Genomic DNA, 20585 nt, shown 5'->3' with positions numbered 1-20585 from the left:
TGCCGATGGATACAGCAACACCCGACCAGGCGCTTTGCCGACTGGACGATATTCCCGATGGCGGCGCCATCGCGGTTGATGCCGTGCTGCGCGACGGCGAGGAGAACGTGATCGTGCTGCGTCGCGATGACGCGGCGTATGCCTATCTCAATATTTGTCCGCATGCCGGACGCCGCCTGGACTGGGCGCCGGGCAAGTTCCTGATCAAAGACAACTTGCTGATCTGTGCGGCGCATGGCGCGTCGTTCCAGGATGTCGATGGGCTTTGCATCGGCGGCCCGTGTCGCGGCGAGCACTTGCGCAGCGTGGGCGTGCGCGTCACCGACGGCGAGGTGTGGCTCGACGGCTAAGAATGTCGATGCATTCGCGGGCGAGGTGGCCCGGTGACTATCCGGGCCCAAAGCCTTACTCGACGATCTTGTCGAGATTGCTGTTGAAGTTGTCCAGGTCGCGATCGCTGGTGAGCGAGTAGAGCGAGTAGCGCCGGCCCAGGCTCGCGCCGCCGTCACGGATCAGCGGATCCCAGACAAAGGCGGCGCGCGAAAGCGTGGAGCGGGGCAGCATCAGGTCGAACGGAATCGACACATAGATGCCCTTGTCGAAACTGCCTTCGCCAAACTGCGCCGCCGACACATTGGTCTTGGTCGCATACGCACCCATGCGCACGCCGTTGCGGAACTCGCGCGACACGTCGACCGTCGCACCCCAGTCTCCAGCCAGATAGCGACCGGCGCTGACTGCGACGAGCACATCCTTGTAGCCCAGGTCGAAATAGCCGGTGACGTGGCCGGTGACCACGTGATAGCCGCGGAACGAGAAGTCCTGGTCGTAGCCGCGCTGCTTGACCCAATTGATATCCGAACCGATCGCCCAGCGCTCGCCAAACGGGCGATAGAGCACTTCGCCGCCCACGCCGCCGAACATGCTCTCCAGCATGCCGGCATACGCCATGCCGTAAAGATCGTGGCCGAGCTGCTGCGTACCAGTCAGCTGGAAGACCGGCATGGTGACGGTCGAGCTGGTGATGTACTTGCGCACATCGGTACGCACGCGCGGCAGGTCGCTGGGCGCGTCGTATTTGAACTTGTCGTAGTTGTCGAGCAGATCCACCGACGCCACACCGCTCCACCAAAGGTTGGGCGTGAAGTGGAAATCGAGGTTGTAGACGGCGGCGATCTGATAGAGCAGGAAGGCGTCCGGGCCGCCGAGATTTTGCGCGTAAACCAGCGCAAAGGACTGGTCGAAACGTTTGATCGGGGCGCGGTAGAGCACGTCATCATTGCGCGGTGTCGGCGCGTTTTGCTCCACGCTTTGGCGGAATTCACCCAACGTGATGTCGTGATTCAACAGCTCATCGAAACGCTGGCGGTTGACGCTGGTTTCCGCCGTGGTGAGGCCTTCCTGCTGCGAGGCGATGGTGAACCAGTCGACGCCGGCGCCAAGCGCGTTGTCGAGCACGCGCGCCGCACGGCCCACGCTTTTGGCGCTGTAGAAATAGGTCTCCTGCTCGCCTTTCACCACCACTTCGCTGCCGCGGCGGGTGATGCTCGACACCTGGATGCCCGCGTTGTCGCGAAGTGTTCGCGCGACGTTCGCCCAGTCGACCTCTTCCGGCGTCTGCGTCACGGGTGCGGTGTTCTGCTTGGGCGGCGCCGGATCCAGCAACTTCGTCGGTCCGGTGCCTTCGGCCATATTGGCGTGCAGTGTCAGTCCGAACATCACCGTGTTGCCGCGCTCGATCGCCACGCTCAGATCGAGGTTGCGGCCGGGACGAAACACAGCGCCGACGTTGACCGGCGAGCTCTGCTTCTGATTGTTGTGCTGCGGTTCGTGCTGATAGTTGTTGCCGTCGTACTCGGCCTTGAGCACCAGCCAGTCCCACGGCGTCTGGTAGCTGATGCCGCCAAACAGCGCTGCCGGGCCGCGGAAATAACGATTGCTGGAGAACTTGCCGGTGCCGTCGCTATCGCTCGGCCGCACATCGAACTTGTCGCTGATGATGGACAACGGATTGTTGATGTCGCCGCGCGCACCGACATAGCCCCAGCCCATGCCCAGGCTGGCGTCGATCGGCCCGAAACGCTTGTTCATCACCACGTATTCGCCGGCGAACAGACCGGTGCCGCCGATATCGCGGGCACCCACGCTGAGGTCGGGCAGGTAATGGCTTTCGCTCCATAGACGTATCTTCACGTCGATGGATTTGTCCTTGTAACTCTGGCTACCGCTCAGTGATTCCGGGCCATACCGGCGATTGTTCACCGCGGTGTAACGGAAGATGCCTTCCAGCCACGGCAGCGGTTGCAACGAAACGTTGTAGCGGTCGTACGGCTGGACATGGCTGGCCGTCAGCGCCACTTCGCCATCGTCGGCCATGCGTGCGGTGGGCGTCTGCCACAGGCCGACGCCGCCAAAATCACTTTGCGTGGGAGCGTTGTCGGCATACGCCGTGCCCATCAGCAAGCCGCCAAGCAAGGGCAGCAGGCAACCGCAACGCCGCCGCAGCTGGGTGCGGCCGCGGGGCGAGGTGATGATCCCCGAGGGACGTCCTGTCCGCTTGCGCATTATCGATCGCCTTCCGCCGCAGCTAGCGGCTGGGTCGCCAGAAAGGCGGCCAATGCCTGGTTGAGCTCCGGCGACACGCCATGCAAGCCGGTTTCACGCAGTGGCACGTAGATCACCGCTCCTGGCGCCAATGGCATGGATGGGCCGCGATTCCACAGCCCCGCGCCCTGTTTCGTGATGCGGCCATCGGGCTGGATCACGAAGATCCAGTCACCATCGGCCACATTCGACGGTTTGCAGGCGCCGAGATAGTCCTGCGCGTTTTGCATCGGCACGAACGGCAGCACGCAACGCTGGTTCACTGCGCCGACCACCTGGATGGTGGTTGGGCGACGGGGATAAAAAAGCGTGTCGCCTTCGCCCACAGGCCGATTTTCGACGGCGTTCACTTCCACCGAGCGCGGGTCGAGCAAGGCCACTTCACGCCCCGTCACGGGCATCGGCTGCAACCAGTCGCGCAGCGAAGCGAGGGTGTCGGCCAGGGCGGTACGGTTATCGCGCAAGGCCTGCAGCCGCGCGCTATCCAGGTCAAACAGGACGCCTGCCTTCAGGCGCGACTGCTCCACCTGAAGCGACGGTCGCTGCCACGACGCGCCCAGCGGATACGCATCGGCACCCAAGGGGCTGGCCAGCGCGCCATCGCTCAGGCGCGCGTGACCGGAAAGTTGCTTCAAACCGGGAGCGGTTACGGCGCCCGTGATCTGGACGTCCACTGCATGCGCGGCGAGCGGGCAGATCATGGCCGCAAGCAGCATGTATCGGCGCATCACGATTTGCTCCCGCGATACGGGCGCAACTGCACCAGCTTGATCGTCATGCCAGGCATGACTTCCTGTTCGCTCATCCACACGAAGCCATCGCTGGGGTCGACCCAATAGCGATTGCTGACGCGAAGGCCGGCTACCTTGGCGGAAACTTCTTCGGTCACCAGCAAGACGCGATGCGCCGTGCCGAGGATGTCGATGCTGGTTTCACCTGCGGGCTTCAGCGTCGCGTGCACCGGAATGCCGTAGCGATAACCAGGCGACCAGTCGTCGATGCGGTCGTAGCTGGTGGCGGCGCCAAGCGTTTGCAGCCCATGGACGAAAGGATCGTTGGCACGATCGATACGGCTGCCATCGAGATTCTGTGCGAGACCGATGGTCTGCACCACGCGACCGTCTTCCAGCACCAGGGCAACACCGCTCGTGCCGTACCAATACTGTCGAGCACCGACGACGTTGCCCAGGATCAGAATCGCGTCGCCGTGCGCAGTGATGGCGCGCATCTGGAAATAAGGCTTGGCTTGCACCTGTTCGGCGGTGGGCGAAAGCCTGGGCGTGCCCTGCCAGACAAGCCGCATGGTATCCGCGGTGGAGCGCGAGACGCTGGTGCATCCGGCGAGCAGCATGCCGGCCGCCGCAAACACGGCAATCCGCTCCCCGCATCGGCGCGCGAACGAACGATGCCCTCGCGCAAGACGCAAGGGCATCGCAAAGACCGGCTTGCGCCGGCCGTTGTTCGGGCGCCGCGACAACATCAGTGGTCGAGGTTGTACGAGGCGTTGGCCGCGTTGCTGATGATGCCGGTCAGCGGCAACAACTGGGACAGGAAGCGGTTCCAGCGCGTCACGTCGGCAGGCCCGACGAACACCACATCACCCGGCCTCACCTTGAACTGGTCCGCCAGGATGAAGGCATCCGGCGAGCGCGCATCCAGCTGATAGACCGTGCCCCTGGCCGTGTCCAGACCCTCGATGCCGCGGATCACGTACACCGCCTTGCCCTTGGAGGTTGACGGATTGAGTCCGCCGGCACGGCCCAGCGCCTGGGTCAGGGTGAGGTTGGAGGTCTTGAAGGTGAGCGCCATCGGGCGATTCACTTCGCCAATGACGTAAACCTCGTGGTCGTCGTTGTACGGCAGAAACAGTCGGTCGCCAGGCTTGAGGTAGACATCCTGAGCCATCGACTTGTTGGTGTTCAGCGCATCGAGGTCGATACGGTAGTCGTGACCGTCACGCGATAGCACCAGGCCAGAGAGATCGGCCTGCTCGGTGTTGATCGTTGCCGCGCCCAGTGCTTGCGCCAGCGTGGTGGGAATAGCGGTGATCGGCTGCGGATCGGTCTTGACGAAGGCGCCCTGGAAGGTGACGCGCTGGCTGCCATAACCGATGACATTGACGTCGACCTGCGGCTTTTCCACGTACTTGGCCAGCTTGTCGCTGATGGCCTTGCGCAGTTCCTCGATGGTCAGGCCAGACACCTTCAGTTCGCCCACATACGGGTAGAACAACGTGCCATCCGAACGCACGAGACGACCGTTGGCGAGGGTCTGTTGCTGCGGGCCGGCGGGCGAAGTCAGCTCCGGGTGATCCCACACCGTGATGTACAGCGTGTCGCCCGCGCCGATGCGATACGACTCGGGCTTGTAAGCAAGCAGCTCCGACGGCAGCGCCGCTGCAGCGAGCCCGGCCTTGTCCATCGCCAGCTGCTTGGGCGTGATGGGCACGATGTCGACGCGACTGTTTTCGTCCTCACTGCGCGTCATGCTGTGAGTGGACATGTGCTGGCCGGGAGCCCAAATGCACCCGTGCAGCAGGAGGGTCGCGGCGGCAAGCGCCACGGCAGTGCGTACGTTCATGACTTCGGTTTCTTTGAGTTACAGACAGCACACATCCATGCCGGACGAATCCAGCATGGATGTGTCGTGTACTGCGGAGTGGTTAGTGGGTGCCGGTGGTGCCGGTCGTACCACCCGTGCCACCGGTGCCGCCCGTGCCACCGCCGGTGCTCGGCGGGGTGTTCTGGTTACCGTGGCTATCGCTGCCACCGCCGGCAACGGCCGTGGCGACTGCGGCTGCGCCAAGTACGGCAGCGCCAACATAGGCAGCCGTCAGGGTGCCGGCGGCGGCGCCCGAAGCACCGGCTGCGCCCGCTGCTGCGCCAGCCTGCGGGGCTGCTTCCGGAGCAGGAGCAGCCGGGGCCGGAGCGGTCTGGGCAAAGGTCTGGCCGATCATGGCCGTCATCAAAACGACTGCAAGCAACTTCTTCACGAGAACTCCATTCTGGTGGTCATTCGGGCACATCTAAACACAACCTTACCGGAAAATGAACGGGACGATCCTGATTCCCGATCGGTGACGGCCATCAAACTTGTGGCTATGATTGTAAGCTGAGCGCAAGAGTAGTGTTGCTATTTTGTGATCTGATTCACTTGACGGGTAAGGTGTTGCGCCTCCCGTCCAGATAACAAGATCGGCATACGACGCGTTTTTACAGGGGCCTGCCAGAACGACAAAGCTCGCGCTAGCGCGAGGCTTGCGCTTGGGCAGTGGATGCGTATCGGAAGAGTTGGTGTTTGTGTTCAAACGGATTTTGATCGTCTGCGTGGGGAACATCTGCCGTAGTCCTACGGCCGAGTACTTGTTCCGTCATCACCTTTCCACGGCTGGTGCTTCCATCGAGAGCGCCGGCCTGGGCGCGTTGGTGGGCAAGCCGATGGATGCACAGGCCTTGCAGATTCTTGGCGAACACAGCGTGGATGGCGGCGAGCACCGTGCGCGGCAAATCAGCACATCGATGCTGCGCGATGCTGACCTCGTACTGGCCATGGAGCGCGAACACGTCGCCAGCCTGATGCGCATGGCGCCCGAGGCCAGCGGCAAAGTGATGTTGCTGGATCGCTGGGGGCGAGGCGGCGACATTCCTGATCCGTATCGCCAGAGCCGCGAGGCTTTCGAACACGTCTACCAACTGATCGATCGTGCTGTGCAGAGTTGGTTGCCGTATCTGCGTACGTAGTGACGCGTGGAACCGGTAAGAAAGCGCCTTTAAAGCAGTATCGGAGAGTTCCGATATAAGGCCTCGCGAATTTCATCCATCCTAATCTGACCTTCCTGGACTAGCTCAGCATGACCGCAACACAGACCGCCGCGCCGCAAGACGACGAAATCGACCTGCGCGAACTGCTGGGCACGCTGCTTGATCACAAGTGGCTGATCGGTATCGTTACCGGCGTGTTCTTCGTGCTCAGTGTGGGCTATGCCGTGCTTGGCACCCCGATCTACGAGGCCGACGCCCTGGTGCAGGTGGAGCAGAAGGTGCCGGATCTGCCGGGCCTGAGCGCGATCACGCAGACGCTTGGTGCGTCGAGCTCGGAGGCGACCACTGAGATCGCGCTGATCACCTCGCGCTCTGTGATCGGCAAGGCGGTGAACGAGCTCAACCTGCAGATCGAAGTGGCGCCTTACCACTTTCCGATTTTCGGCGGCTGGGTGGCGCGTCACTTCGTACCGGATCAGCCCGCTGACGTGGCCTCGCCACTCATGGGCTTTAGCCGATACGACTGGGGCGGTTCCAAGCTGGACATCTTTCAGTTGAAAGTGCCGGCGTCGCTGGAAGAGAAAAAGCTCGTGCTCATCGCCGGTGAGCACGGTGGTTACACGCTGTATTACAGCGGCGACGTGATGCTGACCGGTCAGGTGGGCAATGTGGCCACCGGCCATGGCTTCACCATGCAGGTGCGCGAGCTGCGCGCCAATCCAGGTACCCATTTCACGGTCGTGCACCACACCGCGCTTGCCGTGGTCAATCAATTGCAGCTGGATATCAATGCCGCGGAGCAGGGTAAGGACTCGGGCATCATCCAGCTCATGTACGACCACGAAGATCCGGAGTTGGCGGGTGAGCTGCTGGACCATGTGAGCCAGGCCTACGTAAAGCAGAACGTCGAGCGCAACTCCGCTGAGGCTGCCAACAGCCTCAAGTTTGTGCGCGAGCAGCTGCCGCGCATCCGACAGGATCTGGACAAGGCGCAGTCCGCGTTGAATGCCTTCCAGACCAAGGCGCACTCGGTCGACATCACGCTGCAGACCAAGGGTTTGCTCGATCAGGTGGTCGCGATTGAAACCAGCATCCAGCAGCTGCGCATGCAGCAGGCGGACATGGAGCGTCGCTTCACCGCCGAGCATCCGGCGTACAAGGCTTTGCTTGAACAGATCGCCCAGCTCCAGGGACAGAAGAACGGCATCGACAAGCAGGTGGGTGGCTTGCCCGACACACAGCAGGAGCTGCTGCGCCTGACCCGCGACGTCGAAGTGCTCAATGCGACCTACACCGGCCTGCTTAACCAGGCGCAGCAGCTCGACATTGCGCGTGCCGGCACCGTGGGCAATGTACGCGTGATCGATCCTGCTGCCGTGGATATCTCCAAGCCGGCCAAGCCGAAGAAGGCGCTCGTTGCCTTGGGTGGCACCTTCCTCGGTGGTTTCCTGGCAGTGGCTTTCGTACTGGTGCGCCAGATGCTGAGCCGCGGCGTGGAAGATCCGTCGGCCATCGAGCAGTTGGGTCTTTCCGTCTATGCGTCGGTACCCAGCAGCGTGGCCGAGAAGCAGAGCTTCCTGCAGGGGCGACGCGGACGCACGGACGGCAAACAGAAATTGCTCGCGGTCAACGCGCCAGCGGACCTGGCCGTGGAAGCGCTGCGCAGCCTGCGTACCAGCTTGCACTTCGCACGCATCGAGGCCAAGAACAACATCCTCATGATCTCCGGCGCCAGCCCGGGGGCCGGTAAGACGTTCATCTCGTCCAATCTGGCTGCCGTGATCGCGAAGGGTGGCCAGCGCGTGCTGCTGATCGACGGTGACATGCGCAAGGGCGCTTTGCATACCGTGATTGGCGGGCGCCCCGACAAGGGCTTGTCTGAATTGATCGCCGGCCAGCTTTCCGTGGAAGACGCCGTGCGGCCGGTGAGCGATGTCGAAGGCCTGCACTTCATCTCGCGCGGCAAGGCGCCGCCGAATCCATCCGAATTGTTGATGCACGCCCGCTTTGCGGACCTGCTCGAGACGCTGAAGCCGAAGTACGACCTGGTGATCATCGATACGCCGCCGATTCTCGCCGTGACCGATGCCGCGATCATGGGACATCACGTGGGCACCAGCTTGCTGGTGATCCGCTTTGGCCTCAATCAGGCGCGCGAGATCGCGCTGGCCAAGCAGCGTTTCGAACAGAACGGCGTGCAGATCAAGGGCGCTGTATTCAACGCCGTGGAACGCAGGAGTACGGGCTACTACTCGTATGGTTACTACGAGTACAGCAGCAGTCCCGCGTAAGCAGGTTGAAGAAAATTCTTGTGGGAAATTGTGACCGGGCCTGCGGGTCCGGGTAGTACGAACAGTCTATTGGTTGCTTGACGTGCGATCAGAGATGATCTCGCGGCTCTTTCACGGGGGGAGTGAATGAGGGGCAATGAAAGCAAGTGGCGCAGCCCGATGGAAGGGTGGTCTTGCGCAGGTGATCCGCAGCAGCACCCAAGGTGGAGCCGCCGCGGAATTACAACGGTCGCAGACAGCTACATGGATGGAGTGCGGTGATGTTAACTATTCCAGGTCTTCCGCAGCTGAAAAGGGCGGAGTCCCATTTCTTTTCAAAATACGCAGCACTTCTGGACATCACGCTGCGAGTGAGCGACGTGTTCGTGATCACTCTGGTGGCGTTGGCAGTTTATCGACTGGAGTTCGGAAATCTTGAGATGGGCCTTCACTACACCTCCGGCTTGATGCGGACGGTGTTGGTTGCGCTTGTCGTCTTTCCTGCCGCGGGTTTGTATCGCAGCTGGCGCGGCGAAAACCAGCTGCAGGAAATCGTGCGCCTGTGGGCTGCATGGTCCGGCGTCATGGTCATTCTGCTGGCCATGGCGTGGGCGCTTAAGACCACTGATGCCTATTCGCGCATCGCAGCCAGTGCATGGTTCGTCGCCACGGGTGTCGTGCTCACCCTCGACCGCGTATTGCTGCGCTGGACGCTGGGCCATATCCGCATGCGAGGCGTCGACTCGCGCCGCGTGCTGTTGATTGGCAGCACGCAGGCGGGGCAGCGCATTGTTGCTGCATCGCGCGGCAGTGCATGGATGGGTCTCGATGTACTTGGCTACATCAGCACGCCGTACGACCAGGTGGATATTGCCGGCGTTCCCGAGCTCGGTGGTCTGCCTGAACTTGCCGCCAAGATCGCCGAGTACACGCCCGACCAGATTTGGATCGCGCTGCCCATGCGGGCGGAGGAGACGATTCAGAAAGTTCTCCAGTTGACGCTGGATACGCCGACGACCGTGCGTCTGGTGCCCGACTTCTTTGGATACGAGCTCATCAACCATCACACGGTGTCTCTCGCGGGCGTGCCCGTCATTACGCTGCGCTCGAGCCGGGTTGAAGGGCATGCAGGTATTTTGAAAGCGATCGAAGATCGGTCTATCGCGTTCCTCCTGTTGGTGCTGTTAAGCCCGCTGATGTTCCTGCTTGCACTGGGCGTAAGAGTGAGTTCTTCCGGTCCAGTCTTCTTCAAGCAAAAACGTCACGGCTTGGGTGGAAAGGAATTCGAGGTATTGAAATTCCGTTCGATGTGGATGCACTCCGAAGACCAGGGTGCAGTGACGCAAGCCAAGCGGAACGATGCGCGCGTAACTCGCTTCGGCCGCTTTCTGCGCTCAAGCAGCCTTGACGAACTTCCGCAGTTGATCAACGTGCTGCGCGGCGACATGTCCATTGTCGGGCCGCGGCCTCACGCGGTTGAGCACAACCATCACTTCAGCGAAAAGCTCCGCGGCTACATGCAGCGGCACGGAATGAAGCCTGGGATTACCGGCCTGGCGCAGATCAAGGGTTTCCGCGGCGAGACGGATACGTTGGACAAAATGGCCAGTCGTGTCGAGTGCGATATCTCGTACATCAAGCATTGGTCACTGTGGCTGGATCTCAAAATCATCCTGTCTACGCCCTATGTGCTCCTGAGGCGCAATAACGCCTTTTGAGCGTGGCATCGATGAGCACGACTCGTTCATCGATGTTGCCTTTGAACCCGCCTGGCATTGCATAGGATTCCAAGTTTCGATCCATCGTCCATTTGCCCCTATTAGTAGCTAAGTACATTCGCAACTGTGAAACGAGAAGTGGCCAGCCCAAACCGAAAAAGATACCCACACAGGTCAAAGTGGGTGGCCTCGCGTACTCTGCTATCAAGACGCGGCGATACGGGCTTGTCTGCAATTGTCGTTCATGGCATCCCCGCGTCTACTAACAGCCGACGCACCGGCTACACGGTCCATGGACGTGTCTTTCTGGGTTGCGTGGACCGCTCTGATGTCTAAACAGCGGTCATTCACTCACAATGTGGCCTGGAACCTCGTCGGGGCCGGCGTTCCGCTAGCCTTCGCCTTTCTTGCCATCCCCACACTTCTGTCTGGCTACGGCAATGCGCGTTTCGGATTCCTCACCATTGTCTGGTCGCTGATCGGCTACTTCAGCATCTTCGACTTTGGCATCGGTCGTGCGCTTACGAAGCTCGTATCGGATCGCCTAGGCACCAGCAGCACTGACGATATTCCCGATGTCACCGCCACAGGGCTGCGCGTGATGCTGATGCTTGGCGTCTTGGCCACGCTCATCATTTTGCTGGCAGCCCCGTGGCTGGTGGGGTTGCTTAAGATTGATGCGTCGCTGCTGGACGAGGCGATCGCCAGCCTGCGTGTTCTCGCCGTAAGCGTTCCGTTCGTCATTTTGTCTGCGGGCCTAATCGGTATCTTGGAGGCGCACGGGCAATTTCAATCAATCAACGTGATCCGCTTGGCGATGGGCCTTTTGAATTTCGCGGCGCCGTTGTTGATGTTGCACTGGTCGAACCAGTTGGTGCCGGCAACCATCTCGTTGGCTATCTCGCGCGTCATTACGACTATCTTGTACTTCTCACGAGTCAGACGACTCGAGTCCATCCACGCCTCTCGTGGCAGTTTCAAGAGGCACCACATCAGGGAACTGCTCGGCTTTGGCGGCTGGATCACTCTGAGCAACCTCATCAGTCCTTTGATGGCGCAAATGGACAAGATCGTGATCGGCGCCGTAGTCGCTCTGGCGCTGTTGCCCTTCTACTCCGTTCCCGCCGATCTGGTGAACCGCTTCAGCTTTGCGCCCATCTCGATGGTCGGGGTTTTCTTTCCCGCTTTCGCTGCAACATGGGCCTCTGGTAATTGCACCGCGATTCCGGACATGTATGCGGGCGCGAGTAAGGCCATGTGTGCCGCGTTGTTTCCAGCGGCGTTGTGCCTGTATGTCTTTGCGCCGGAAGGCTTGTCTCTATGGATGGGGCATGACTTCTCATCCCAATCCGCGCCATTGCTCCGCTGGCTTGCCCTCGGATTGCTTGTCAACAGTATCGCTCGGGTACCACACGCGCTACTCCAAGCTACAGGTAGGCCTTCGACCACGGCCAAGCTCCACATGATCGAGTTGCCAATCTACGCACTCGGACTTTGGCTGCTGCTTTCGCACTTCGGCATCCTTGGTGCGGCGATAGCTTGGACAGGGCGAATGGCTCTCGATTTCTTGCTGCTCGTGTTATGCGCCAATGCAGCTATTCCTGGGTTGGAGCGTCGCTCGGTGCTCGTTGTTGGTGCAGTGGTTGGGGGTGTATGCGTGATTTTGGGCGTGGGCGTGATGGGTTCAATTGTGCCAAGGGCGATTGCATGCGCTGTCATTTCCGCACTGAGCATCTTCTACGCGCTGCAAACCCTTGGCCGGATACGTCGCCATGATTGACGCAGGTAACATCCATGTCGAAGCAGCCGCCACAACGTTGGTGACGGTCACATATGCAGATCGCATGCACTTTCTCCAAGAGCTGCTACAGCGCGCTCTTGATACAGAGGGCATGGCCAATGCACTGGTCGTCAGTAATGCATCGCGCTCGGACCTCTCGTTGTTGGAGAAGAGGTGGGGCTCACGCATCCGAATCGTGCGGCTGACCGAGAACACCGGTTCGGCCAACGGCTACGCCGTCGGCATCCGGGCAGCTCTGGATGCCGGTGCAAGCTATCTCTGGCTCATGGACGACGACAACGCACCCCGACCCGGGGCGCTCCGCGTTCTGCATCTGAGGCTTGAGAAGCTCACCGCAAAGTTCGGGCGAGATCGGGCTGCCGTACTGGGCTTCCGTCCGGATCATCAGGCCGACATTGCTGCAGGTGTGGCCGCGTCAAAGGCCGTTCCTTTGCGCTCAAGTTTCATTGGATTTCACTATCGCCAGATCCCTTTCAAGATCTGGCGTAGGGTGACCCGTAAGCGCATTGGGTCAAAGGCGCCTGTCGAGAATGTAAGCCTGCCCTATGCGCCGTATGGCGGATTGCTCGCGTCGCGTGACCTTTTTGAACGCATCGGTCTGCCAAAGCGGGAACTGGTGCTCTACGCGGACGATACCGAGTACACCCACCGCATTACTTCCGATGGCGGAGTCATCGAAGTAATGACTGGAGCGGAGCTTGAGGACATGGAAGGCTCATGGAACTTGAAGAACCGGTATCCGAATTCCTTCGTCGGCTGGCTCAAGGGCGAGTCGGATTTTCGGGCGTTCTACGCCTTACGGAACCAAGTTTGGTTCGATCAAAACAAGTGGGTCACCTCAGAGTTCGAATATCGGATTAATCAAGTCATCTTTGTTGTCTTGCTGAAGTTTTACGCCATGTGCACGGGAAGGCAGGCGCGCCTGTGTCTTTTGTTGCGCGCCATTAGCGATGGGCAGGCATCGGTGCTCGGTATCAAACCTGGGCTTCCACTGTCATGAACATGATCTTCGCAGGTTTGTACTGCAGCGCCTGGGGTCGATGCGCTGGAATCGCTTCACTGTTGACACATGTGGACAGCTGGGCCACGCGTCAATTGCGCGAACGAATTGGCGATCAACTTGGGTTTATGGACTATTTGGTGACGCCGATCGCCGCATTGAAACCAGAGATCATCAGCTAAAGGCTTCTCTAGAACATGAAAATTCTATTTGTGCACGCACTTGCTGACCCGCATGCCGGTGGCGGGGCCGAAGTGACCCTGTGGACCCTGATGCGTGCAATGACGCGGCTTGGCCATGAGTGTGTGCTGTTGGCAGCTTCGGATAAGGAAGGATTGAAGAGAGAGGTTATCGACGGCGTCACCGTCTACAGCGCCAAGCTTCGGAATGTCTATCTCCCTAAGCACAACAAACAGCGACCAGCGCTGCAGAAGGTTCTCTGGCATGCACTCGATTCTGCCAATCCCTTTATGCAGGGCGTCTTGAAGGGTGTCATTGCAAGAGAGAAGCCTGATGTCGCCTCGGTCCATTGCTTGAATGGATGGTCGGTTCTGGCAATGCGGACGATCAAGCGTTCAGGAGTTCCTATCGTGCAAGTTCTGCATGGATACGAATACATCTGTGTTAAATCTACGATGTACTGTGGCGGAAAGAATTGCGTGTCGCAGTGCCAATCCTGCCACCTCTTTAGAATTCCGCACCGTGGCCTAAGCCGTTATGCGAATGCTGTCGTCGGGGTAAGTCGATTCACCCTTGAGCGCCATCTCACCGAGGGATACTTTCGCGATGTTGCCATCCAGCGTGTGATCAATAACGCTCGTGACCCTCTCAGTTTGGGTGTGCGCGCGACGAAAGCGGTACGTGCGCCGGATGGACCTTTGCGCCTCGGCTATATCGGGCGGCTCGATCCAAGCAAGGGTATTGAGCTGCTCATTGGGGCATTTCTTGAAGCGGGACTGGGCGAAGCGCAGCTGTGGATCGCGGGCAATGGTCAGCACGATTACGAACAATCGCTGCGAGACAAATGGGGGTCCGAACGCGTGAGGTTCCTAGGCAGGGTGGCACAAAGTGAGTTCTATCCGAATGTAGATGCCACGGTTGTTCCTTCTCTTTGGGAAGAGCCGCTTGGTGGCGTTGTTCGAGAAGGCATGGCATTTGGCAAGCCAGTCATAGGCTCGCGGCGTGGTGGTACCTCCGAGATGATTCAGGACGGGGTGAACGGATTTCTCTTTGAGCCGGATAACAAGGACGAACTCGTCGCGGCAATGAAGCGGCTTGCCAATGATCCAGGCCTGAGGGCGCGCATGGGCGACGCAGCTCGTGAATCTGTGCAAGCTTTCCTTGATCCTCTAAGTTGGGCAAACACATACATCGATCTATACACGGAAGTTTCTGGTGCGGTAAAGGCATGAGCCGTTCAAGGATGCAAGCCACCGGGCCGAGCATGTTTGGGAGCGAAGAAAGGTGATCGCCAAATACCCATCGGCACAGCGAAAGATGAATGCTATGGACCTTCATGGTGGGTCCGGGGGTAGTCAGGCCACGTCAACTCGACGCGGCGATATCTTCATCCTCAGCACACTTTTCTTGTTCTTGATATTCGAGGTGCTTCAGGGGCCGCTGCGCTACTACCTATCTGAGATTGGCGGGGTGGTTCTCGCTTATGCCCCCAAGGGCTTAATGGCGCTTGCCTTCTTCTTTCTCCTTATTAGAACCTTGTGGACGTTGCGGCTCGACAAGACTGTGATGGGAACGCTTGCCGGGTTCTCGGTGTGCGCATTGGTCGGGCTCTATTTCACACATGGCATCGGCCAGCCTGTGATGGGCCTTTTTGCGCTGATGCCCATGCTATTTGGCGTCATAGCCGAGCCCGCATTCTCTCGCCTCGGCGAGCGAAGCCTGCGGTATGCCCTTGTGCTCTGGCTATGCGTGGCCGTGGGCGTGGGCTTAAACTTTTTCCATTCGATGCCATGGACCGGGTTCACCTACCAGTTGGGTGATGCTGAGGTGGAGGTGTCCCGCGACTGGAGTTACTTCGGAGTCGAGCGTATCGCAGGCTTCGCTAGAGCCTCTTTCGAAGCTGCCATGCAGTTGCTTTTCCTCGGCCTGGTTTGCTCGATCTTGGTACGCAGCAAGCTCATCGCACTCATAGTTTGGATATCAACGGGAATCCTCATCGCCGTTACGACGACGAAGACGACACTGGGACTGTATTTCTTCCTCACCATGTTGTTGCCGTTAATGGTCCCGCGCGCCGCGCCGAGCATCGTCAAGCGTGTCGTTGGGCCGATAGTGCCTTGGATCATGGCCCTTATTGGGGTCCTGCTACCGGCAAGCACCCTGGTTTCGAAGATCGGCGCGAGTTTTGCCAACCAAGATTCCGGCACCCTTCTTGTTTCGTTTGGGATGCGGCTGGCGCAGATGTGGCCAGACACCTTCACCCTGATTTTCAAGCACGGCAACGCGATCCTTGGGCGTGGGCTCGGGGGGATTGGCTCTGCACAGAAAATCTTCGAGCCCGACCTCTACTCACCCGCCGACAATCTGTATTTGTACCTGTACGCCGTGTTTGGTGTGTTCGCGCTGCTCCTGATTTGGGTGTTCACCCGCGCGGTGAGTCGCCTGAAGTTCACGGGTAATCGCATGAGCACGCTTTTCTGGTTTCTCGGGGTGTCCATTCTGATGGAGGGTTGGACAGTGAGCTGTATCGAAGGCGGTACCACAGCTCTGGCAACCGGCCTCACTGTCGCCTTCAGCATTCGATTGGGCAAAAGTGCATTTGTTCATCGATCAGTGGATGCGTCCCTGCGCAACCTCGAAAGCGTGCCACAGGCATGAACGGAGATCGGTGGTGGGCTCAAGGCTTGTTGGCGCTACTGGTTGCGATAGCGTCGTGCGCGTGCACGGTGTCTGGCGGGGAGGCGCCATCGTTGTTGCCAAGCGACGTRTCGCAATTCATTGTGCCTGCCGGGTCCGCCGTCACACTGGGGTTTCAGGCGGATCCGATCGCGTGCCAGACAAGTCTTGCTTATGTAGTTCAGGACTATGCCGGGGTAGAAGAGGCCTCGGGCAATGCTAAATGCAGGTCCGGCAACACAGTTGAGCTCTCGGTCAAGCTCCATCGCGGATATCACGAGATCCGTTATCCAGCGCTCAACTCAACTTTCGGGGTCATCGCGCTGGACCAGGTGAACGAGCCGGTTGGTGCCTTCTTTGGCATTGACGCTGCTTTCTCATACTTGGAACTGGCTGCCGACAAGCGTGCGCAATTTGTCGGCCAGTTGAAGCGCCTAGGCATCGTGTCGGTGCGCGATCGCATCAGTTGGAATGAATTGCAGCCTGACCAAGAGGCGTGGAATGGCAGTGGACGTCACCAGTTTGACGATCTTCGTAAACTCTACGCCAGACAGGGAATCAAAGTCCTCGATGTATTGCAGGGACTTCCTGTCGATCCACCTGGCTACTTCCCATCCTCTGACGCGTCCGTGTCGATGATTTCGCAGGTCGCTACGCGTTGGGGAGCAGTCTGGAACGGCGTCGAGGTCGCAAACGAGCCTGATCACAATCGCGTGTACGACAAATTGACGGTGTCCGAGCAGGACGTGTATCAGAGACAGTACGCAGACTATGCATCGCTTGCCTCAAGAGGGATCAAGGATGTCGCGCCAACCGTGCCCATCGTTGGCGGAGCGTTTGCGTTCGCATTGTCGGGTGACAAGATGGACTCGTCCAGGTTTGCCGATGGTGTGGCCGCAGCTGGGCTTACGCGCTCAGTGGATGCCATCAGCTTCCACACGTACGTCGATCCGAGGACGCTACACAGGGATATTGGGTCGTATCGCGAATGGCTCCGGCGTTCAGGGGCGCCGGACATGCCGCTTTGGATTACCGAAGCGGGATGGCCTTGGAAGCGAGGACCGGGGCGCCCCCCGCTCGATCAAGACCAGGCATCCGCACTTCAGATAGCCGGCAAGGCGGTCGTTGCGTATGGAATGGGCATCGAACGCTACTACCCATTCGTCTATCCGTACTACGAAGAGAAAGAGAAGAATTTTGGCATGACCGGCAAGGAAAGGACGCCGTTACGCAGCTTGGCTGCTTACGAACAGGCAGCCAAGACGCTTTCGGGCTCGCGTGCCATATCGTCTGTTGGGCATCTATTTGAAGACGGTGTTGGCGCTCTGTTCAAGACGCCGAATGGTGCGGTGCTGGTGATATACCAGAACGCATCCAGAAGTACTCATCCTTGGCTCAGAGTTCCCTTTCCCGTGACGAAATGTGAGGGCATTGACGGGAGAGATCTGAAGGTGGTCGACGACCGCGTCCCCCTTTCTGACGGATTGGTCTACATCTGGATATCCGATGCGGACATATCTAAGGCGAGCGAAATGCTGGAGAGAACAAGGTGAGCGATCTTATTGTTGCCGCTGACCTTCGGTGGCCAAAGGGGACGGGTATCGGCGTGTGCGCGACCGAGTATCTGGCTCGCATGCCAGTCGACATGTCTTCCTGCGCCTTGCAGCTCAGGAGCGGCATTGGCCACCCGGTTTCTCCCTTCGAATTGGGGGCAAGGCTTGCGCTGCATCGGAAAAAACACCACGTGTTCTGGAATCCTGGCTTTGTTCCCCCCGCTTGGTCGCGTGCTCCAAGCGTGGTGACGGTCCATGACCTGACACACCTGCATTTCTATTCGTCGCTGCACGTACGTTATTACAACACCGTGTTCAGGCCAATGTACCGGCGGTGCTCCGCGGTCGTCTGCGTCTCCGAATACACGCGTAGCGAATTTCTTGATTGGTCAGGCATGGATCCCGGCCAGGTACATGTCGTGCACAACGGCGTTTCGTCGCGATTCAATGTCCAGGTGGAGCCGTATCGTCCCGGCTATCCGTACATCCTCTACCCGGGAAATATGCGCAGCTATAAGAACGTAGAGATGCTCCTGCGTGCCTTTACGCAGTCGTCATTGCGCGCGCTCGGATTGAAAGTCGTTCTGACGGGGACTGGGACGCCAGAGGTGCTGGCTACGATCGCAGCCCTAGGGATTGCCGAAGATGTGGTGTTCCTGGGTTTTGTTCCCGACGACCATCTCCCAGGGTTGTATCGCGGCGCGTCATTTACTTCATTTATCTCACTATACGAAGGATTTGGCCTGCCAATCATCGAGTCGATGGCCGTTGGCACGCCGGTACTAACGTCGAACGTTTCGTCCATGCCAGAGATTGCAGGCGACGCGGCTGTCATCGTGCCACCTCGCGATCTTGGCGAAATAGCCAATGCGATGGAGGGGCTCGTGTCGGACTCCGCATTGCGCGTCAATTTGGTGGCCAAGGGGCTTGAGCGAGCTGCAACGTTTTCATGGGACAGGGCGGCCACGCAGGCCTGGGACATAGTTCGTTCCGCTGCCCGTCAACGTTGAGCATTCAAGGCTGGATAGACGACGATGATTGAGAATAAGAATCCCGCCGGTATCGTGCTGATGGCTACGTACAACGGTCGCGCACATGTGATCGATCAGGTCAATTCCGTGCTGTCCCAGCATCACGTGCATCTGAGACTTATTGTTGGCGACGACAACTCGGCAGACAACACGGTCGATCTGCTTAAGCGCCTTGATGCAAGTGATTGCGTACGCATCGTTCAATACCTGGAGCCTTCGGGAGGCGCGGGGCAGAACTTTCTCCGCTTGATTCGAGACGTGGACTTGGCAGATGTGGACTTCGTGGCGTTCAGCGACCAGGACGATGTTTGGGGACCGAATAAACTGTCACGCGCGATTGCGATGCTCGACAGCCAGTGTGCCGATGGCTATTCCTCAGCTGTCACTGCATTCTGGCCAGATGGTCGCGAACTGGTGCTAAGCCAGAACTCGAACCAGACGGATCTCGACTTCTTGTTCGAAGGAGCCGGCCAGGGCTGCACCTTTGTATTGCGTGGTGAATTTGCCAGGCAAGTACAGCGGTTTGCGCTCGAACATCGAGAGTTGCTCGGTTCAATCCATTACCACGACTGGCTGGTTTACGCAGTGTCACGCACGTTGGGAAAGCGCTGGGCGTTCGACCCAGAACCTTCGATGCGCTATCGCCAGCACGACGGCAATGACACCGGCGCGCGAGGTGCATTCGCGGGTGCCAGGAAGCGCATGGCCCTGATCAGCAACGGATGGTATGCGAACCAAGTACGGCAACTGATCGCGGCGGTTTCAGCGTTGGACGATGCGAATGCCGCGATTCCTTCGGATTTTTGCTCCATCTGGAGACGACCGCGAGGGCTTAGGCGTCGCGCGCAATTGGCGCGTGTGCTTTTCAAGCGTGGGCGCCGACGCTCCTCCGACTGTGCCGTACTTGCCGTCGCGGCCCTGTTGGGCTGGCTCTGAAGGATTGATATGAACTGCGCAGTCATTTTCGGTGGGTCGGGGTTCATCGGCTGTTTTTTTGCCGACTACCTCCTGAAGAACCGGTTGTTTGACAAGGTGTACCTCTACGACCTCGTGTCGTACAAGGACAAACCCTTTCCCTATCGCAGCGATCTATTGGCCCAGCATGCTCAGAAACTAGAGTTTGTATGCGGCGACGTTCGCCAGGCAATAGCTTGGAAGCCTGTTGAGACGGTTGGATTCGCCGCCAATTTCGCCGCTGTACACCGTGAACCGGGCCACGAGGATCGGGAGTACTTCGAAACCAACTTGTATGGCGCCGAAAACGTGGCGGCGTGGGCCAACGAAGTCGACTGTACCAATATCGCCTTTACCTCCTCCATTTCGCCTTACGGCATCAGCGAGGATGTGAAAGACGAAACCACGTTGCCGGTGCCGGTGACAGCCTATGGGGCCTCCAAGCTGGCTGCGGAGAAAATCCACCTCGCATGGCAGGCAGCGGACAGTGCGCGGCGCAAATTGGTGATCGCCCGTCCTGGCGTGGTGTTCGGACCTGGCGAAGGTGGCAATGTCACTCGTCTGGTGAAGGCGGTGCGGAAGGGCTACTTCTTCTACATGGCGAACCGCAATACGCGCAAAGCCGGGATTTACGTAAAAGAGCTCTGCAACGCGATCTGGTGGGTTCACCAGCTGCAGTTAGAGCAGGGCAGGGGTGTGCTGCTTTTCAATGGCTCAATGAATCCGGGGCCGTCGATTTCTGAGTATGTCGAAGCAGTCGGAAAAGTGGGCGGTGTCAAAAGGTTCGTAGCGAACGTGCCCTATTTTCTTCTTCTTTCTGCTGCCTATGGCATTGATCTCGTGGCCAGGCCGCTCCGTGTCAGCCATCCCTTCAGCCCCGTGCGCATCCGGAAGCTGGTGCGCTCAAACAACATTCTCCCGAATTTTTTGGTAGGCAATGGTTACCCGTATCTCTACTCGCTGGAGACGGCGATGCAGGACTGGAAACAGGATTGCCCCCAAGAGTGGAGCTAGTGGCCGCGACATCTGCAAACGTC

At 59.2% G+C, this 20585-nt stretch carries 18 protein-coding genes; 13 read left to right on the top strand and 5 right to left on the bottom strand.

Going from position 1 to position 20585, the window contains the following annotated elements; genetic code table 11:
• Positions 1–5 precede the first annotated feature (5 nt).
• Positions 6–350, top strand: a complete 345-nt coding sequence (locus AB4Y82_RS14105; protein WP_441604469.1) for a Rieske (2Fe-2S) protein — start codon at positions 6–8, stop codon at positions 348–350.
• 55 nt (positions 351–405) lie between these two features.
• Here AB4Y82_RS14105 and AB4Y82_RS14100 read toward each other — a convergent pair whose 3' ends face one another.
• The 5 genes from AB4Y82_RS14100 to AB4Y82_RS14080 form a co-directional block, all read right to left on the bottom strand.
• Positions 406–2565, bottom strand: coding sequence for a YjbH domain-containing protein (locus AB4Y82_RS14100; RefSeq protein WP_441604468.1), 2160 nt, complete (start codon positions 2563–2565; stop codon positions 406–408).
• Entirely contained in the window at positions 2565–3332 is a 768-nt protein-coding gene (locus AB4Y82_RS14095) for a capsule biosynthesis GfcC family protein (protein WP_441604467.1), read from the bottom strand. Before AB4Y82_RS14095 ends, AB4Y82_RS14100 begins: the two co-directional genes overlap by 1 nt.
• Positions 3332–3973: a YjbF family lipoprotein gene (locus tag AB4Y82_RS14090; protein ID WP_441604466.1), complete on the bottom strand. Its 642-nt coding sequence runs from the start codon at positions 3971–3973 to the stop codon at positions 3332–3334. Before AB4Y82_RS14090 ends, AB4Y82_RS14095 begins: the two co-directional genes overlap by 1 nt.
• A gap of 110 nt (positions 3974–4083) precedes the next feature.
• Entirely contained in the window at positions 4084–5184 is a 1101-nt protein-coding gene (locus AB4Y82_RS14085) for a polysaccharide biosynthesis/export family protein (protein ID WP_441604465.1), read from the bottom strand.
• Between the two features lie 82 nt (positions 5185–5266).
• On the bottom strand, positions 5267–5596 hold the full coding sequence (locus AB4Y82_RS14080; protein ID WP_441604464.1) for a hypothetical protein: 330 nt from the start codon (positions 5594–5596) through the stop codon (positions 5267–5269).
• A 307-nt stretch (positions 5597–5903) separates the two neighbouring features.
• On the opposite strand from AB4Y82_RS14080, the gene AB4Y82_RS14075 reads away from it, so the two are divergent.
• The 12 genes from AB4Y82_RS14075 to AB4Y82_RS14020 all read left to right on the top strand — a co-directional run bounded on the left by AB4Y82_RS14075 (position 5904) and on the right by AB4Y82_RS14020 (position 20562).
• The gene (locus tag AB4Y82_RS14075; RefSeq protein WP_441604463.1) at positions 5904–6344 is read left to right on the top strand and encodes a low molecular weight protein-tyrosine-phosphatase; all 441 of its coding nucleotides are present in this window, start codon (positions 5904–5906) and stop codon (positions 6342–6344) included.
• 110 nt (positions 6345–6454) lie between these two features.
• Positions 6455–8656: a polysaccharide biosynthesis tyrosine autokinase gene (locus tag AB4Y82_RS14070; protein WP_441604462.1), complete on the top strand. Its 2202-nt coding sequence runs from the start codon at positions 6455–6457 to the stop codon at positions 8654–8656.
• 260 nt (positions 8657–8916) lie between these two features.
• A complete protein-coding gene (locus AB4Y82_RS14065; protein ID WP_441604461.1) occupies positions 8917–10353 on the top strand; it encodes an undecaprenyl-phosphate glucose phosphotransferase in 1437 nt (478 codons plus the stop codon).
• Between the two features lie 328 nt (positions 10354–10681).
• A complete protein-coding gene (locus AB4Y82_RS14060) occupies positions 10682–12133 on the top strand; it encodes a flippase (protein ID WP_441604460.1) in 1452 nt (483 codons plus the stop codon).
• Positions 12126–13154, top strand: coding sequence for a glycosyltransferase (locus tag AB4Y82_RS14055; protein WP_441604459.1), 1029 nt, complete (start codon positions 12126–12128; stop codon positions 13152–13154). The genes AB4Y82_RS14060 and AB4Y82_RS14055 overlap by 8 nt, the downstream gene beginning before the upstream one ends.
• Positions 13151–13336 (top strand): hypothetical protein, encoded by a 186-nt coding sequence (locus tag AB4Y82_RS14050; RefSeq protein ID WP_441604458.1) that lies wholly within the window; start codon positions 13151–13153, stop codon positions 13334–13336. Before AB4Y82_RS14055 ends, AB4Y82_RS14050 begins: the two co-directional genes overlap by 4 nt.
• 15 nt (positions 13337–13351) lie before the next feature.
• Positions 13352–14566: a glycosyltransferase family 4 protein gene (locus AB4Y82_RS14045; protein ID WP_441604457.1), complete on the top strand. Its 1215-nt coding sequence runs from the start codon at positions 13352–13354 to the stop codon at positions 14564–14566.
• Positions 14567–14618: 52 nt separating this feature from the next.
• The gene (locus AB4Y82_RS14040) at positions 14619–15992 is read left to right on the top strand and encodes a hypothetical protein (RefSeq protein ID WP_441604456.1); all 1374 of its coding nucleotides are present in this window, start codon (positions 14619–14621) and stop codon (positions 15990–15992) included.
• A gap of 92 nt (positions 15993–16084) precedes the next feature.
• On the top strand, positions 16085–17563 hold the full coding sequence (locus AB4Y82_RS14035; RefSeq protein WP_441611415.1) for a hypothetical protein: 1479 nt from the start codon (positions 16085–16087) through the stop codon (positions 17561–17563).
• A complete protein-coding gene (locus AB4Y82_RS14030) occupies positions 17560–18573 on the top strand; it encodes a glycosyltransferase family 4 protein (protein ID WP_441604454.1) in 1014 nt (337 codons plus the stop codon). Before AB4Y82_RS14035 ends, AB4Y82_RS14030 begins: the two co-directional genes overlap by 4 nt.
• Positions 18574–18597: 24 nt before the next feature.
• Positions 18598–19530: a glycosyltransferase gene (locus AB4Y82_RS14025; protein ID WP_441611413.1), complete on the top strand. Its 933-nt coding sequence runs from the start codon at positions 18598–18600 to the stop codon at positions 19528–19530.
• A 9-nt stretch (positions 19531–19539) separates the two neighbouring features.
• Positions 19540–20562: an NAD-dependent epimerase/dehydratase family protein gene (locus AB4Y82_RS14020; RefSeq protein ID WP_441604452.1), complete on the top strand. Its 1023-nt coding sequence runs from the start codon at positions 19540–19542 to the stop codon at positions 20560–20562.
• Positions 20563–20585 lie beyond the last annotated feature (23 nt).

The sequence above is a fragment of the Dyella sp. 2YAF14 genome (assembly GCF_052114725.1).
In the GTDB taxonomy this organism is placed as follows: domain Bacteria; phylum Pseudomonadota; class Gammaproteobacteria; order Xanthomonadales; family Rhodanobacteraceae; genus Dyella.
This window is presented reverse-complemented; position numbering and strand designations above follow the sequence as displayed.